General features: G+C 67.0%; 14 protein-coding genes. 13 read left to right on the top strand and 1 reads right to left on the bottom strand.

The features are described 5' to 3' along the window. The first annotated feature begins 44 nt into the window (after positions 1-44). From PSPA7_RS03525 to PSPA7_RS03535, 3 genes are read left to right on the top strand one after another with little or no spacing between them, the layout of a single operon-like run. Entirely contained in the window at positions 45-1,061 is a 1,017-nt protein-coding gene (locus PSPA7_RS03525) for an aminoglycoside phosphotransferase family protein (RefSeq protein ID WP_012074180.1), read from the top strand. Further along, a complete protein-coding gene (murU, locus tag PSPA7_RS03530) occupies positions 1,058-1,732 on the top strand; it encodes an N-acetylmuramate alpha-1-phosphate uridylyltransferase MurU (protein WP_012074181.1) in 675 nt (224 codons plus the stop codon). The genes PSPA7_RS03525 and murU overlap by 4 nt, the downstream gene beginning before the upstream one ends. Position 1,733: 1 nt before the next feature. After that, positions 1,734-2,492 (top strand): DnaJ domain-containing protein, encoded by a 759-nt coding sequence (locus PSPA7_RS03535; protein WP_012074182.1) that lies wholly within the window; start codon positions 1,734-1,736, stop codon positions 2,490-2,492. Here the strand turns inward: PSPA7_RS03535 and PSPA7_RS03540 are convergent, their stop codons facing one another. Further along, on the bottom strand, positions 2,493-3,542 hold the full coding sequence (locus PSPA7_RS03540) for an alpha/beta hydrolase family protein (protein ID WP_012074183.1): 1,050 nt from the start codon (positions 3,540-3,542) through the stop codon (positions 2,493-2,495). It lies immediately after the preceding gene. Between the two features lie 151 nt (positions 3,543-3,693). Between PSPA7_RS03540 and PSPA7_RS03545 the strand changes: the two genes are divergently transcribed. From PSPA7_RS03545 to trpE, 10 genes are all read left to right on the top strand, one after another. Next, the gene (locus tag PSPA7_RS03545; RefSeq protein ID WP_012074184.1) at positions 3,694-6,093 is read left to right on the top strand and encodes a PAS domain-containing sensor histidine kinase; all 2,400 of its coding nucleotides are present in this window, start codon (positions 3,694-3,696) and stop codon (positions 6,091-6,093) included. A 42-nt stretch (positions 6,094-6,135) separates the two neighbouring features. Beyond that, a complete protein-coding gene (locus PSPA7_RS03550; RefSeq protein ID WP_012074185.1) occupies positions 6,136-6,768 on the top strand; it encodes a response regulator in 633 nt (210 codons plus the stop codon). Positions 6,769-6,896: 128 nt separating this feature from the next. Next, on the top strand, positions 6,897-7,931 hold the full coding sequence (locus PSPA7_RS03555; protein ID WP_012074186.1) for an ABC transporter substrate-binding protein: 1,035 nt from the start codon (positions 6,897-6,899) through the stop codon (positions 7,929-7,931). Positions 7,932-8,164: 233 nt separating this feature from the next. Next, positions 8,165-9,274: an ABC transporter ATP-binding protein gene (locus PSPA7_RS03560; protein WP_012074187.1), complete on the top strand. Its 1,110-nt coding sequence runs from the start codon at positions 8,165-8,167 to the stop codon at positions 9,272-9,274. A 55-nt stretch (positions 9,275-9,329) separates the two neighbouring features. Then, on the top strand, positions 9,330-10,376 hold the full coding sequence (locus PSPA7_RS03565; RefSeq protein WP_012074188.1) for an ABC transporter substrate-binding protein: 1,047 nt from the start codon (positions 9,330-9,332) through the stop codon (positions 10,374-10,376). Between the two features lie 111 nt (positions 10,377-10,487). Next, entirely contained in the window at positions 10,488-11,735 is a 1,248-nt protein-coding gene (locus PSPA7_RS03570; protein ID WP_012074189.1) for an ABC transporter permease, read from the top strand. 76 nt (positions 11,736-11,811) lie between these two features. After that, complete coding sequence (locus PSPA7_RS03575) at positions 11,812-12,642, top strand: ABC transporter permease (RefSeq protein WP_003152154.1); 831 nt, start codon at positions 11,812-11,814, stop codon at positions 12,640-12,642. A 123-nt stretch (positions 12,643-12,765) separates the two neighbouring features. Continuing rightward, entirely contained in the window at positions 12,766-13,440 is a 675-nt protein-coding gene (rpe, locus tag PSPA7_RS03580; protein ID WP_012074190.1) for a ribulose-phosphate 3-epimerase, read from the top strand. Then, the gene (locus tag PSPA7_RS03585) at positions 13,440-14,258 is read left to right on the top strand and encodes a phosphoglycolate phosphatase (RefSeq protein ID WP_012074191.1); all 819 of its coding nucleotides are present in this window, start codon (positions 13,440-13,442) and stop codon (positions 14,256-14,258) included. The genes rpe and PSPA7_RS03585 overlap by 1 nt, the downstream gene beginning before the upstream one ends. Before the next feature lie 72 nt (positions 14,259-14,330). After that, positions 14,331-15,809, top strand: a complete 1,479-nt coding sequence (trpE, locus tag PSPA7_RS03590; RefSeq protein ID WP_012074192.1) for an anthranilate synthase component I — start codon at positions 14,331-14,333, stop codon at positions 15,807-15,809. Positions 15,810-16,081: the final 272 nt, after the last annotated feature.

Below are 16,081 nucleotides of genomic sequence, written 5' to 3' on the forward strand. Positions count from 1 at the left end.
AAGCATGACCTGCGCAACGGCTAGGGCCGTGGAGAACCCTGTAAATGTCTGATGATGCCCGTTTCCAGCAGCTGAATCGCTGGTTGGACTCTTGTTTGCCCGAGTTGTTCGTTGCCGAAGGTTGGGGGGAAGTGCCTCCCGCCGAACTGATTCCAGCCAGTAGCGACGCCAGCTTCCGCCGCTATTTCCGTTGGCAGGGGGGAGATCGCAGCCTGGTGGTGATGGATGCGCCACCACCCCAGGAAGACTGCCGACCCTTCGTCGAGGTCGCCGGCCTGCTCGCCGGCGCCGGCGTGCATGTGCCGAAGGTTCTCGCCCAGGACCTGGACAACGGTTTCCTCCTGCTCAGCGACCTTGGCTGTCAGACCTACCTCGACGTCCTGCATCCCGGCAACGCCGACGAATTGTTCGAACCGGCCCTGGATGCGCTGATCGCCTTCCAGAAGGTCGATGTCGCCGGCGTCCTGCCGCCCTACGACGAAGCGGTGCTGCGCCGCGAACTGCAACTGTTCCCCGACTGGTACCTGGCCCGCCACCTGGGCGTGGAACTGGAAGGCGAGGCCCTGGCGCGCTGGCGGCGCATCTGCGACCTGCTGGTGCGCAGCGCGCTGGAGCAGCCGCGGGTGTTCGTCCATCGCGACTATATGCCGCGCAACCTGATGCTCAGCGAGCCGAACCCGGGCGTCCTCGACTTCCAGGACGCCCTGCACGGCCCGGTCACCTATGACGTCACCTGCCTGTACAAGGACGCTTTCGTCAGCTGGCCGGAGCCGCGCGTGCACGCCGCGCTCAACCGCTACTGGAAGAAGGCGGTCTGGGCCGGCATCCCGCTGCCGCCGAGCTTCGAGGACTTCCTTCGCGCCAGCGACCTGATGGGCGTGCAGCGCCACCTGAAGGTGATCGGTATCTTCGCCCGGATCTGCCACCGCGACGGCAAGCCGCGTTACCTGGGCGACGTGCCACGCTTCTTCCGCTACCTGGAGACCGCCGTGGCGCGGCGTCCCGAACTGGCCGAACTGGGCGAGCTGCTGGCCTCGCTGCCGCAAGGGGCCGAGGCATGAAGGCGATGGTCCTGGCGGCCGGGCGTGGCGAGCGCATGCGGCCGACCACCCTGCATACGCCCAAGCCGCTGATCAAGGCTGCCGGCGTGCCGCTGATCGAGCGCCAGCTGCTGGCGCTGCGCCAGGCCGGGATCGATGACTGGGTGATCAACCATGCCTGGCTCGGCGAGCAGATCGAGGCCTACCTCGGCGACGGCTCGCGCCTGGGCGGGCGGATCGCCTATTCCGCCGAAGGCGAGCCGCTGGAAACCGGTGGCGGGATCTTCCGCGCTCTTCCGCTGCTCGGCGAGCAGCCCTTCCTCCTGCTCAACGGCGATGTCTGGAGCGACTTCGACTACACCCGCCTGCGCCTGGCCGACGGCGACCTGGCGCATCTGGTGCTGGTCGACAACCCGGCGCACCACCCCGCCGGCGACTTTCACCTGGACGCCGCCGGCCGGGTGGGCGAAGCCCGCGACGCGGGCGGCAACCTGACCTACAGCGGCATCGCCGTGCTGCACCCGGCGCTGTTCGACGGCTGCGCGCCGGGCGCCTTCAAGCTGGCGCCGTTGCTGCGCAAGGCGATCGCCGCGGGGCGGGTAAGCGGCGAGCACCATCGCGGGCATTGGGTCGACGTCGGTACCCACGAACGCCTGGCGGAAGTCGAGCGATTGCTGGCGGAGCACGCCTGAGATGCTCTGGCCCGCCACACTGATCGGCGCCGGGGCAGGCTGGGCCCTGGCCAGCATCCCCGGGGCCCTGCTCGGCGGGCTGCTGGGGCAACTGCTCGACCGTCGGTTGCGCCTGGAGTCCTGGCGCAGCCTGCTGGCGCGCCTGCGGGGCAGGGCGGTGAGCGACGAGGATGACTTGCTGTTCCAGCTGCTTGGCTACCTGGCCAAGAGCGGCGGGCGGGTCGATGAGGTGCATATCCAGCAGGCGCGCCAGGAAATGACCCTGCGCAGGCTCGACGCCCGTGCCCGGCACCGGGCCATTGCCTCCTTCGGCAAGGGCAAGGCGGGTGTCGCCCACCTGCAGGAGGAGGTGGCGCGGCTCAAGGGGGAGCGTGCCGAGGCGGTATTGCTTGCCTGCTGGCGGATGGCCTGGGCCGGCGGCGTGCTCAGCCAGTCGGCGCGGCAACTGGTGCTGCAGTGGGGGCGTTGGCTGGGCTGGTCGGCGGAACGCACCGAACGCCTGTCGGCGCGGGTCATGCCGCGGCGCGCGCGGCCAGTCGCCCAGGACAGCTATCGCGATGCACTGCTCCTGCTCGGTGTGGAGGCCGGAAGCGAACCGGTAGCGATCAAGCGCGCCTATCGCAAGCTGATCAGCCAGCACCACCCGGACAAGCTGGCGGGTGCCGGCGCCAGCGCCGAACGTGTGCGCGCTGCTACCGAGAAGACCCGCCAGTTGCAGGCGGCCTACGCCTTGATCCGAGAGCGCGAGGGCTTCCGCTGATCACTCCATGGGCTTCTGCGCAGCGGCTTGCAGGTGGAGGCCGAGCCAGCCGCGGATACGCCGGTAGAGCTGTTCCTGCTCGGCCTCGGGATCGGCCGGCAGGGCCTGCATCGCCACCTGGATGTAGGCCGGATGCTTCTGCCGCTTGCCGGCCTGCATGCGCAGCCTGGCGGCGTCCCGGTCGGCGCGGGTATCGCGGTAATAGAAGTCGCCGGTCGCCAGTTTCAGCTTCGGCACCATGTCTTCCAGTGGCGGGCGGAAGTCGCGCGGTAGCTCCGGCGCGACCAGCAGCAGGTTGTGGATTTCCGAAGGTTCCTTTTCCGCCAGGTAGCGTGCCGCCCAGTAGGCGCCGGTGCCGTGGCCGAGCAACACCACGCTCTTCGGTTCGTGCTGCAGGGCCAGGTCGATGGTTGCCTGCAGTCGCGCCATGACCCGCTCGGCATGCGCCTTGCGCTGTTCGACCGGATCGATGGCCGGTGGCGTGGGTCGCTCGTCGCTTTGCGCCGGCTCGCCGCTGCCGGCTTCGGCAGTGCTTTCCGCCGCCGGGGCGTTGCCACTTTCGCCTTTCACCTCGGTTTTGCTGGCGCTGTCGATGGCGCTGGCATCCTTGTCGGCACTGGCGCTGGCGGCGGAGCCCGCCGGGCGGGTGACCGGCGCGCTGCTCTGCGGGTCGGGCAGGGCCAGGCTCAGGGTCTGCCAGCCGGCGTCCGGCAGTTTGCGCCGCAGCGGCCCGATGACCTGGGGCCAGTCCGGACTTTCGCCATCGCCCGGGACCAGGATCACCACGCCCTCGGGTTCGGCGCTGTTGGCCGGCAGCCAGAGGGTGAGGAAACTCTCGTCGCCGGCCTTCAGGATCTGCTGGCTCTCTTCCGGCAACTGGCGTTCCAGGCCCCTGGCCTCGTCCTGGCTGCGTTCGCTGACCGCCGGGCGCTCCATTGCCGGCGGTTGCTCCTTGGCGCTTTCTTCCTCGGCATGGGCGGCGGCCGGCCACAGCAGCGAGGTGGCCAACAGCAGGGCGAAGGGCTTCGGCGGGTGACGGAGGACCGGCATCGGAGATTCCTGATAGCTTTTTCAGAAGGGCAGCCTAAACCCTGGCCTGTTCTTTGTCAGGCCGAGCCTTCGCATGGTTCGCCACCCGCGCTCGCGGTAAGGTATGCCCGCTTTCCCTTTCGAAGCGCCGTTTCCGCGGGGTGTCGTCGGCATGTTGCGTCGTTTTTGCGTGTTTTTCTGCTGCCTGCTGCTGAGCCTGTCCCCGCGCGCCGAGGAGGCGCCGCCGGGCCTGCCGCTGACGGCGGAGCTCCAGGCCTGGCTGGCGGGGCACCGCGAGTTGCGCGTGGGCGTCGTTACCGAAGTTCCCTACGCGCAGTACGACCGCCGCCTGCAGCGATACTCCGGAGCCAATGTGGAACTGATGGGCTGGCTGGCCGCGACCATGCAGGTGACTCTGCAATGGCAGGGGTATCCCGACCAGGCCGCGCTCGACGAGGCCCTGCGTGACGGCCGCGTGGATATCGCCCCCGGCCTCAGCCAGACACCGTCCGGCCTGCGTCTGTGGCTGTTTTCCGATCCCTACCTGCGCGTCTCGCGGCTGGTGGTGGGGCGACGCGAAGGCAGCGGCAGCGTCGAGCTGGAACAACTGGAGCGCGACACGCCGGTGGCCGTGCGCGGCCACGGCTCGGTTGCCGGCTACCTGAGCGGCACCTACAGCGGTCTGCGGCTGCTGCCGGCCGATTCCGAGCGCGAGGTGCTGCGCGCGGTGCTCGCCGGCCAGGCGCGCTACGCGGTGATCGACGAGGCGCAATTCAGCCGCCTGACCCGCGAACCGGAGTTCGCCGACCTCGCGGTGGTTGGCGACATCGGCTACCCGCAGCTGCTACGGGTGGCGACCCGGCGCGACTGGCCGGAACTGGCGATGGTGGTCGACCAGGCGCTGCGCGCATTGCCGCGCAAGTCCCTGGACCAGTTGCACGAGCGCTGGCTGCAACCCAGGTATCCGCGTCTCGGCGAGTCGCCGGGGTTCTGGCAGAACCTGTCGATCCTCCTCGGCCTGCTGCTGGCCGGCGCGCTGGCGGCGGTGTTCCTCCAGCGGCGCCAGCAGCAGGCCCTGGAAGCCCGGCTGTACGGCGCCCGCCGGGACCTGGAGTTGCGCCAGGCGGCCGAGGAAGCGCTGCGCCTGACCCAGTTCTCCGTCGACCACAGCACCCTGGGGATCCTCTGGGTCAACTGGGACAGCCGCGTGCGCTACGCCAACCGTGCCGCCGAACAGGTGCTCGGCTACGCCGACGGGCAACTGGTGGACCGCCCGCTGGTCGACTTCGAGCCCGGCCTGGACATGGACCGCTGGCTGACCCTGTGGCGCCGCGCGCGCAACAGCGAGGAAGGCCCGCTCAGCTTCGAGACCCGCTGCCTGCGCGCCGACGGCAGCTGGCTGCCGGCGGATGTCTCGCTGAGCTTCCTGCGCTTCGGCACGTCCGAGTACCTGGTAGTGTTCCTCAGCGACGTCACCGAGCGCCGCCGTGCCCGCGAGGCATTGCAGGAAAGCGAGGCGCGGATGAAGGGCATCGCCTCCAACGTGCCGGGCATGGTCTTCCGCCTGGAGCGGCCGCGGGCCGGCGCGTTTTCCGACTTCGCCTATATCAGCGAGGGCAGCGAGGCGCTGGTCGGCTACAGCGCCCGCGAGCTGATCGAAAGCGGCCGTGGCATCCGCGGCCTGGTCCATCCGGATGATCGCGATGGCTACTGGTCGAGCCAGATGGCGGCCCTCGAGGAGGATCGCGACTGGCATTGGCAGGGGCGCATCCTCACCCGCCGGGGCGAGCTGCGCTGGGCCGACATCAAGGCCTCCGCGCGCTGCTTCGAGGATGGCCGCGCGGTATGGGACGGGGTGGTCTGGGACATCACCGCGAACAAGCAGATCGAACTCGAGCTGGGCGAATCGCGTGCGCAGTTGCGCGAACTGTCGGCGCACCTGGAGTCGGTGCGGGAGGAGGAGAAGGCGCGCATCGCCCGCGAGGTACATGATGAACTCGGCCAGGTGCTGACGGTGCTGAAACTGGAAACCTCGATGTGCGAACTGGCCTACGCCGACGCCGAGGACGGCCTGCGCGAACGCCTGGGCAACATGAAGAAGCTGATCGCCCAGCTGTTCCAACTGGTGCGCGACGTGGCCACCGCGCTGCGCCCGCCGATCCTCGATGCCGGCATCGGTTCGGCGGTGGAGTGGCAGGCGCGGCGCTTCGAGGCGCGCACGCAGATTCCCTGCCTGGTGGAGGTGCCGGAGAATCCGCCGCAACTGGCCGACGCCAGGGCCATCGGCCTGTTCCGCATCCTCCAGGAAGCGTTGACCAATGTCATGCGGCATGCCGAAGCGCATACTGTACAACTGCGGCTGGTGCGCGAAGGCGAGGAGCTGTGCCTGAGCGTCAGCGACGACGGGCGCGGGTTCGATGTCGCCACGGTGGGGCGTGGCAGTTCCTTCGGCCTGGTCGGCATGCGCGAGCGGGTGCTGATGATGGGCGGCAGGCTGGACATCGACAGCGCACCGGGCGAGGGCACCACGCTCAGCGTGAGGATTCCGCTGGGCGTGTCGGGCCCGTCATAAGAACAACCGCCGGCAAGGCGGAACAGCGTGAGGCAGCGAAGAGTGGTGATCCGTGTCCTGGTCGCAGAAGACCACACCATCGTCAGGGAAGGCATCAAGCAACTGATCGGCATGGCCAAGGACCTGCAGGTGGTCGGGGAGGCCACCAATGGCGAGAAATTGCTGGAAACCCTGCGCGGCACGCCGTGCGAGGTGGTCCTGCTGGACATCTCCATGCCCGGCGTCAACGGTCTCGAGGCGATCCCGCGGATCCGCGCGTTGAGCGAGCCGCCGGCGATCCTGGTGCTGTCGATGCACGACGAGGCGCAGATGGCCGCCCGTGCGCTGAAGATCGGCGCCGCCGGCTATGCCACCAAGGACAGCGACCCGGCGCTGTTGCTCACCGCCATCCGGCGGGTCGCCGGCGGTGGCCGCTACATCGACCCGGACCTTGCCGACCGGATGGTCTTCGAGGTCGGCCTGACCGACTCGCGCCCGCCCCACGCACTGCTTTCCGAGCGTGAGTTCTCGGTGTTCGAGCGGCTGGTGCAGGGCGCCAACGTCAACGAGATCGCCCAGCAACTGGCGGTCAGCAACAAGACCGTCAGTACCCACAAGGCGCGCCTGATGCAGAAGCTCAACGCGCATTCGGTGGCCGACCTGGTGCGTTACGCGATGGAGCACCGGCTGCTCTGAGGCGGTCGGCGCTGCCGGTTTTGCCTGCGGCCTGTGCGCCAGGTCCGGTTTTCGCGATCTGCCCCCTACCTGGCGTCCGCGTGGCAGGGAATGATGCGTGCCGGCCAACACGATAAGGAGAAGAAACGATGTTGCCAGCCATGAGGACGGGCCTGCTCTGCGCCCTTCTCGGAGTCAGCGTGCCCGCCTGGGCCGAATACGTGACCGTGATTTCCTTCGGTGGCGCCAACAAGGAGGCCCAGGAAAGCGCATTCTACAAACCCTTCAAGAGCGCCACCGGCAACAGCGTGGTGCATGGTTCCTACAATGGCGACCTGGCCAAGCTCAAGCGCATGGTGGAGATCAGCCATGTGTCCTGGGACGTGGTCGAGGTCGAGGCGCCGGAGCTGGCGCGCGGCTGCGAGGAAGGGTTGTTCGAGAAGCTGGACATGGCGAAGGTCGGCGATCCCGCCGATTTCGTTCCCGGCGCGGTGCAGCCCTGCGGGGTCGGCATCTTCGTCTGGACCACGCTGCTCGCCTACAACCGCGACAAGGTCGCCGGCACGCCGCAAGGCTGGGCGGACTTCTGGGACGTGAAGAAGTTTCCCGGCAAGCGCGGCCTGCGTTGGGGCGCGAAGTACAGCCTGGAGTTCGCCCTGATGGCCGATGGCGTGGCGCCGAAGGACGTCTACCCGGTACTGGCGACGCCAGCGGGCGTCGAACGGGCGTTCCGCAAGCTCGACGAGCTGAAGCCCTATATCCACTGGTGGAAGTCCGGCCAGGACCCGGTGCGCGACCTGTCCGACGGTACGGTGGCGATGAGCTCCGCCTACAACGGCCGGATCGCCGCGGCCCAGGCCGAGAAGCGGCACCTGTCGATGGTCTGGAGTGGCGGTGTGTACGACTTCGATTTCTGGGCGTTGCCGGCCGGGGTGTGGAAGAAGCAACTGGCCGAGGATTTCATTCGCTTCGCCAGCCAGCCGGAGCAGCAGAAGGCCTTCGCCGAGAACATCGCCTACGGTCCGGCCAACCGCAAGGCGGTGGACTTGCTCGATCCCGGGGTCGCCGCCAACCTGCCGACCGCGGCGCAGAACATGAAGAACGCGGTGGGCATGAACGTGGCCTTCTGGGCGGAACATGGCGAGGCCCTGGAGCAGCGCTTCCAGAACTGGGTCAAGCGCTGAGGGAGCCTCCGCGCGTCGATCGGCGGTGGGGTGGCGCAAACCTTTGCGTCGCTTGAAAGCCTTGTTGCAGAGCGCCTCGAACCGTTTCGGGGCGTTTTTTATTCTGTAGGGCAATTCCTATAGATGGCTTTCCCTTCCCCTGATAGCAAACTCTCTCCCCGGCCGATTTGCGCCGCGCTCGGGGTTCTCTAGGCTGTCCGCACAGCATCCATAAAACGAACAAAGGTGCGGTTATGGCCGAGACTCAAGGCGGCGATGTGCTGGTCAGCTTCCGTGGCGTGCAGAAGAGCTACGACGGCGAGACCCTCATCGTGAAGGATCTCAACCTGGACATTCGCAAGGGCGAATTCCTCACCCTGCTCGGCCCCTCCGGGTCCGGCAAGACCACCAGCCTGATGATGCTGGCCGGTTTCGAAACCCCCACTGCCGGCGAGATCCTCCTGGCCGGTCGCTCGATCAACAATGTCCCTCCGCACAAGCGCGACATCGGCATGGTGTTCCAGAACTATGCGCTGTTCCCGCACATGACCGTGGCCGAGAACCTGGCCTTTCCCCTCAGCGTCCGCGGCATGGGCAAGACCGACGTGAAGGAACGGGTCAAGCGCGCGCTGTCGATGGTCCAGCTCGATGCCTTTGCCGGGCGCTACCCGGCGCAGCTCTCCGGTGGCCAGCAGCAGCGCGTGGCGCTGGCCCGCGCGCTGGTGTTCGAGCCGCAGCTGGTGCTGATGGACGAGCCGCTGGGTGCGCTGGACAAGCAACTGCGCGAGCACATGCAGATGGAGATCAAGCATCTGCACCAGCGCCTCGGCGTGACCGTGGTCTACGTCACCCACGACCAGGGCGAGGCGCTGACCATGTCCGACCGGGTGGCGGTATTCCACCAGGGCGAGATCCAGCAGATCGAGCCGCCGCGCAACCTCTACGAGCATCCGCGCAACACCTTCGTGGCCAATTTCATCGGCGAGAACAACCGCCTTTCCGGGCAACTCCTCAGTCGCGACGGCGAACGCTGCGTGGTGGGCTTGCCGCGCGGCGAGAAGATCGAGGCGCTGGCGATCAACGTCGGCCAGCCGGGCGAGCCGGTGACCCTGTCGATCCGCCCCGAGCGGGTGCGCCTGAACGGCGCCAGCGAGGCCTGCGCCAACCGTTTTTCCGGCCGCGTGGCCGAGTTCGTCTACCTGGGCGATCACGTGCGCGTGCGCCTGGAGGTCTGCGGCCGCGAGGACTTCTTCGTCAAGCAGCCGATCGCCGAGCTGGACCCGACGCTGAGCGTCGGCGATGTGGTTCCGCTGGGCTGGCAGGTCGAGCATGTGAGGGCGCTCGACCCCCTGCCGGCGGCGTGAGCGCCGGCCGTCCCGAACCGTACCGAAGCAACCCTGCACTGTGGAGAGAACAATAATGTCGAAATCCCTGAAAGCGGCCAGCCTCAAGTTCGCCACCCTGGCGGCGGGCCTGGCCTGCGCGGCCCAGGCCATGGCGGTGGACCTGACCGTGGTGTCCTTCGGCGGGGCCAACAAGAGCGCCCAGATCAAGGCGTTCTACGAGCCCTACCAGAAAGCCACCGGCAACAGGATCGTCGCCGGCGAATACAATGGCGAGATGGCCAAGGTGAAGGCCATGGTCGATACCAACAGCGTGTCCTGGGACCTGGTGGAAGTGGAGTCTCCGGAGCTGTCGCGCGGCTGCGACGAAGGCCTGTTCGAGGAACTCGACCCGGCGCAGTTCGGCAAGACCGAGGACTTCGTGCCCGGCGCCATCCAACCGTGCGGCGTGGGTTTCTTCGTCTGGTCCACGGTGCTCGCCTACAACGCCGACAAGCTGAAAAGCGCGCCGACCAGCTGGGCGGACTTCTGGGACATCAAGAAATTCCCCGGCAAGCGCGGCCTGCGCAAGGGCGCCAAGTACACCCTGGAATTCGCCCTGATGGCCGACGGCGTGGCGCCGAAGGACGTCTACAGCGTGCTTGCCACCAAGGAAGGCCAGGATCGCGCCTTCAAGAAGCTCGACGAGATCAAGTCGAGCATCCAGTGGTGGGAGGCGGGCGCACAGCCGCCGCAGTACCTGGCTTCCGGTGACGTGGTGATGAGCTCGGCCTACAACGGCCGGATCGCCGCGGTGCAGAAGGAAAGCAACCTGAAGGTGGTGTGGAACGGCGGCATCTACGACTTCGACGCCTGGGCCATCCCGAAAGGCGCGAAGAAGCAGGAAGAGACCCTGAAATTCATCGCCTTCTCGGTACAGCCGCAGCAGCAGAAGACCTACTCGGAGAACATCGCCTACGGCCCGGCCAACAAGCAGGCGGTGCCGCTGCTGGACAAGGCCCTGCTGAAGGACATGCCGACCACTCCGGAAAACATCCAGAACCAGGTGGCAATGGACGTGACCTTCTGGGCCGACTACGGCGAGCAACTGGAACAGCGCTTCAACGCCTGGGCGGCCAGGTAAGTCACGCCCATCCTCCCCGGAGGGCTGGAGGGTGCGCCGTCCGGCGCACCCTCCCATGGTTCCATCCTTTCCAGGGCCGCGCCCGACGGCCCGTTTTTTCCGGAGTTCGCTATGGCCACAGCTGTGCCCATGTCCCAGGCCGCCGGCAGCACCCTCAAGCAACGCCTGGCGCGCGCCGAGCGGATGAACCGCCTGAAGTCCCAGGCGCTGATCCTGCCCCTGGTGGCCTTCCTGGTCCTGACCTTCCTGGTGCCGATCGCTGCCCTGCTCTACAAGAGCGTGTCCAACCCTGAAGTGGTTCGCTCGTTGCCGCTGACGGTGGAGGCCATCTCCGCCTGGGACGGCAAGTCGCTGCCGGCCGACGCCGTCTACAAGGCGCTCAGCCAGGATCTCGCCGAGGCTCGTCGCAACCAGACCATCGGCGATCTCTCCAAGCGCCTGAACATGGAGCTGGCCGGCTATCGCAGCCTGCTGGCGAAGACCGCGCGCAAGCTGCCGTTCAAGGAGGAGCCCGCTTCCTACAAGGACGCCATGGAACAGCTCGACGAGCGCTGGGGTGACCCCGCCTATTGGCAGGTGATCCGCCGCAATGCCAGCAGCTATACCCCCTACTACCTGCTCGCGGCCCTCGACCACCGCATCGACGACCTTGGCGAAGTGGCCCGCGCCACCCCGGACCAGGCCATCTACCTGGACATCTTCGCCCGCACCTTCTGGATGGGCGCGGTGATCACTGTCGTCTGCCTGCTGCTCGCCTACCCGCTGGCCTACCTGCTGGCCAACCTGCCGACGCGCAAGAGCAACCTGCTGATGATCCTGGTCCTGCTGCCGTTCTGGACTTCGATCCTGGTCCGCGTCGCCGCCTGGATCGTGCTGCTGCAATCAGGCGGCCTGATCAACGGCGCGCTGCTCAAGCTCGGCCTGATCGACCAGCCGCTGCAACTGGTGTTCAACCGTACCGGGGTGTACATCGCGATGGTGCATATCATGCTGCCGTTCATGATCCTGCCGATCTACAGCGTGATGAAAGGCATCTCGCCGAGCTACATGCGCGCTGCGATTTCCCTGGGCTGCCATCCGTTCGCCAGCTTCTGGCGGGTGTACTTCCCGCAGACCGTCGCGGGCGTCGGCGCCGGTTGCCTGCTGGTGTTCATCCTGTCCATCGGCTACTACATCACCCCGGCGCTGCTGGGCAGCCCGAACGACCAGATGGTCAGCTACTTCGTCGCCTTCTATACCAACAGCACCATCAACTGGGGCATGGCCACCGCCCTCGGCGGCCTGCTGCTGCTCGCCACCCTGGTGCTCTACATCGTCTATAGCTGGCTGGTAGGCGCCAGCCGACTGCGCCTGGGATAAGGCGTCTTCGAGGAAGGCCCCTGCCCGGCCCTCAGGGCCGGGCAGGGGCCGCACGAAACACATTGGAGAGCGAGTCATGCTTAGTCCCTACATGTCCCCGGTCGAGCGCCTGTGGTTCTACTCCCTGCGCATCCTCTGCGGCCTGGTGCTGCTGTTCCTGGTATTGCCGGTGCTGGTCATCGTGCCGCTGTCGTTCAACTCCGGGACTTTCCTGGTCTACCCGTTGCAGGGCTTTTCCCTGCGCTGGTACGCCGACTTCTTCCAGTCCGCCGAGTGGATGCGCTCGCTGACCAACAGCCTGATCGTCGCCCCGGCGGCGACCCTGCTGGCGATGGTCTTCGGCACCCTCGCGGCGATCGGCCTGACCCGCGGCGAGTTCCGCGGCAAGGCACTGGTGATGAGCCTGATGATTTCGCCGATGGTGGTGCCGGTGGTGATCATCGGCGTCGCCAGCTACCTGTTCTTCGCCCCGCTCGGACTGGGCAACAGCTACCTGTCGCTGATCGTGGTGCATGCGGTGCTCGGCGTGCCGTTCGTGATCATTACCGTCTCGGCGACCCTGCAGGGTTTCAACCACAACCTGGTGCGCGCCGCCGCCAGCCTCGGCGCGCCGCCGCTGACCGCCTTCTTCCGGGTGACCCTGCCGCTGATCGCTCCCGGGGTGATTTCCGGCGCGCTGTTCGCCTTCGCTACCTCGTTCGACGAAGTGGTGGTGACCCTGTTCCTCGCCGGTCCCGAGCAGGCCACCCTGCCGCGGCAGATGTTCAGCGGCATCCGCGAGAACCTCAGCCCCACCATCGCTGCCGCGGCGACCCTGCTGATCGGCTTTTCCGTGCTGCTGTTGCTGACCCTGGAATGGCTGCGCGGACGCAGCGAGAAGATGCGCACCGCGCAACCCGGCGCCTGAGGCGCAGGCCGCGCCCGGCTTCGTCCGGGCGTCGGCTGCTGCGGCGAAAGGTCGTCATTTTCACCGCCAAAAACCGATAACGGCTACAATGCGCGCCTTCCGTGATCCCCTTTGAGGTGCGCCATGCAACCCTTCGCCATCGCTCCGTCGATCCTTTCCGCCGATTTCGCCCGCCTGGGCGAGGACGTGGACAAGGTGCTCGCCGCCGGTGCCGACATCGTTCACTTCGACGTGATGGACAACCACTACGTGCCGAACCTGACCATCGGTCCGATGGTCTGCTCGGCGCTGCGCAAGTACGGCGTGAGCGCGCCGATCGACGTGCACCTGATGGTCTCCCCGGTGGATCGCATCATCGGCGACTTCATCGAAGCTGGCGCCACCTACATCACCTTCCATCCGGAAGCCTCCCAGCACATCGACCGCTCCCTGCAACTGATCCGCGACGGCGGCTGCAAGGCCGGCCTGGTATTCAACCCGGCCACTCCGCTGGACGTGCTGAAGTACGTGATGGACAAGGTCGACATGGTCCTGCTGATGAGCGTCAATCCCGGCTTCGGCGGGCAGAAGTTCATCCCCGGTACCCTCGACAAGTTGCGTGAGGCACGCGCCCTGATCGATGCCTCCGGTCGCGAGATTCGCCTGGAGATCGATGGCGGCGTCAACGTCAAGAACATCCGTGAGATCGCCGCGGCGGGTGCCGATACCTTCGTCGCCGGCTCGGCCATCTTCAATGCCCCGGACTACGCCGAGGTCATCCGCGCCATGCATGCCGAACTGGCCCAGGCGCACCCGTAATGAGCGCCGCGGAGCCGTTCTTCGCCACGCGCCTGCCGCGTCTGGTGATGTTCGACCTGGATGGCACCCTGGTCGATTCCGTTCCCGACCTCACCGCCGCGGTCGACAGCATGCTCGCCAGCCTCGGGCGGCCGCCGGCGGGCATCGAGAAGGTCCGCCAGTGGATCGGTAACGGCGCGCGCGTGCTGGTGCGTCGCGCCCTGGCCGGAAGCATCGAGCACGACGGCATCGGCGAGGAGGAAACCGAAGCCGCGCTGGCGCTGTTCATGGAGGCCTATGCCGACAGTCATGCGCTCACCGAGGTCTATCCCGGCGTCGTCGATACCCTCAGGTGGCTCAAGCGCAACGGCGTGGAAATGGCGCTGATCACCAACAAGCCGGAGCGCTTCGTCGCGCCGCTGCTGGACGAGATGAAGCTGGGCCGCTATTTCCGCTGGATCATCGGCGGCGATACCCTGCCGCAGCAGAAGCCCGACCCGGCGGCGCTGCTGTTCGTGATGAAAATGGCCGGTGTCGAGCCGGAGGACGCGTTGTTCGTCGGCGACTCGCGTAACGACGTGCTCGCCGCCAAGGCCGCCGGCGTGCGCTGTGCGGCGTTGTCCTACGGCTACAACCACGGCCGGCCGATCGCCGAGGAAGCGCCCACCCTGGTCATCGACAACCTGCGCGACCTCCTGCCTTGCGCCGACCGGGCTGCTGCGATAGTGTTGCCGGACGACTCCCTTTCCCCCACCGACCAGCGAGATCAAGCCGTGGCGGTCAGCAAACTCTGGATGAAGGTCATCAAGGCCCTGGCGCGTTGGCGCTGGCGCGCCTGACATCATCCTCCGCCGGATAGCCGGCGCGCGTTTGCACCCTGTTGACCGTTCTCTCCTCCCACGAGGCTGATCATGAATCGCGAAGAATTCCTGCGGCTGGCCGCCGATGGCTACAACCGCATCCCGCTGTCCTTCGAGACCCTTGCCGACTTCGACACGCCGCTGTCGATCTACCTGAAGCTGGCCGACGCGCCCAACTCCTACCTGCTGGAGTCGGTGCAGGGCGGCGAGAAATGGGGGCGCTATTCGATCATCGGCCTGCCCTGCCGCACGGTGCTGCGGGTCTACGGCCACCAGGTCCGGATCAGCGTAGACGGGGCGGAGACCGAGCGCTTCGACTGTGCGGACCCGCTGGCCTTCGTCGAGGAGTTCAAGGCGCGCTACCAGGTCCCCACCGTGTCCGGCCTGCCGCGTTTCGATGGGGGCCTGGTCGGCTATTTCGGCTACGACTGCGTGCGCTACGTGGAAAAGCGCCTGGCCAGTTGCCCGAACCCCGACCCGCTGGGCAACCCGGACATCCTGCTGATGGTTTCCGACGCGGTGGTGGTGTTCGACAACCTGGCCGGTAAGATCCATGCCATCGCGCTGGCCGATCCCGCCGAGGAGAATGCCTACGAGCGTGGCCAGGCCCGCCTGGAGGAACTGCTGGAGCGTTTGCGCCAGCCGATCGTCCCGCGTCGCGGCCTCGACCTCGAGGCGGCCCGGGGCGGTGAGCCGGCGTTCCGCGCCAGCTTCACCCGCGAGGATTACGAGAGCGCGGTCGAGCGCATCAAGGACTACATCCTCGCCGGCGATTGCATGCAGGTGGTGCCGTCGCAGCGCATGTCCATCGCCTTCAGGGCCGCGCCGATCGACCTGTATCGCGCGCTGCGCTGCTTCAACCCGACGCCCTACATGTACTTCTTCAACTTCGGCGATTTCCATGTGGTGGGCAGTTCGCCGGAAGTACTGGTGCGGGTCGAGGACGGCCTGGTCACCGTGCGCCCCATCGCCGGCACCCGCCCGCGCGGGATCAACGAAGAGGCCGACCTGGCGCTGGAGCAGGACCTGCTTTCGGATGCCAAGGAGATCGCCGAGCACCTGATGCTCATCGACCTGGGTCGCAACGACGTGGGGCGGGTTTCCGATATCGGCGCGGTGAAGGTCACCGAGAAGATGGTGATCGAGCGTTATTCCAACGTCATGCACATCGTTTCCAACGTCACCGGCCACCTGCGCGAGGGGCTCGGTGCGATGGACGCGCTGCGGGCGATCCTGCCGGCGGGCACCCTGTCCGGCGCGCCGAAGATCCGCGCCATGGAGATCATCGACGAGCTGGAACCGGTCAAGCGCGGCGTCTATGGCGGCGCGGTCGGCTACCTGGCATGGAACGGCAACATGGATACCGCCATCGCCATCCGCACCGCGGTGATCAAGGATGGCGAACTGCATGTGCAGGCCGGCGGTGGCATCGTCGCCGATTCGGTTCCGGCCCTGGAATGGGAAGAAACCATCAACAAGCGCCGTGCGATGTTCCGCGCCGTGGCGCTGGCCGAACAGAGCGTCGAATAAGACGGCGCGAGGCGGAAGAACAGAAGGCGGATGGCGTTTGCGTCATCCGCCTTTTTTGTGCCCGGCTGGACCCACGCATGGGCTTCGCCTTACGCGGAGTCGCTTTCGTGGGGCGAATATCGCGGCGCGATATCCGCCAGAGGGCAGAACGCCGAACCCGCCTCGAGATGAAGTGATCGAGATGTCCGGTTGGCGGATAACGCCTTCGGCATTACTTGCCTATGCAGAAGGCGCCGGGCGGAGCATGGTGTCGCTCCCAAGATGGAGGCAAC

Source organism: Pseudomonas paraeruginosa PA7 (assembly GCF_000017205.1).
In the GTDB taxonomy this organism is placed as follows: Bacteria; Pseudomonadota; Gammaproteobacteria; order Pseudomonadales; family Pseudomonadaceae; genus Pseudomonas; species Pseudomonas paraeruginosa.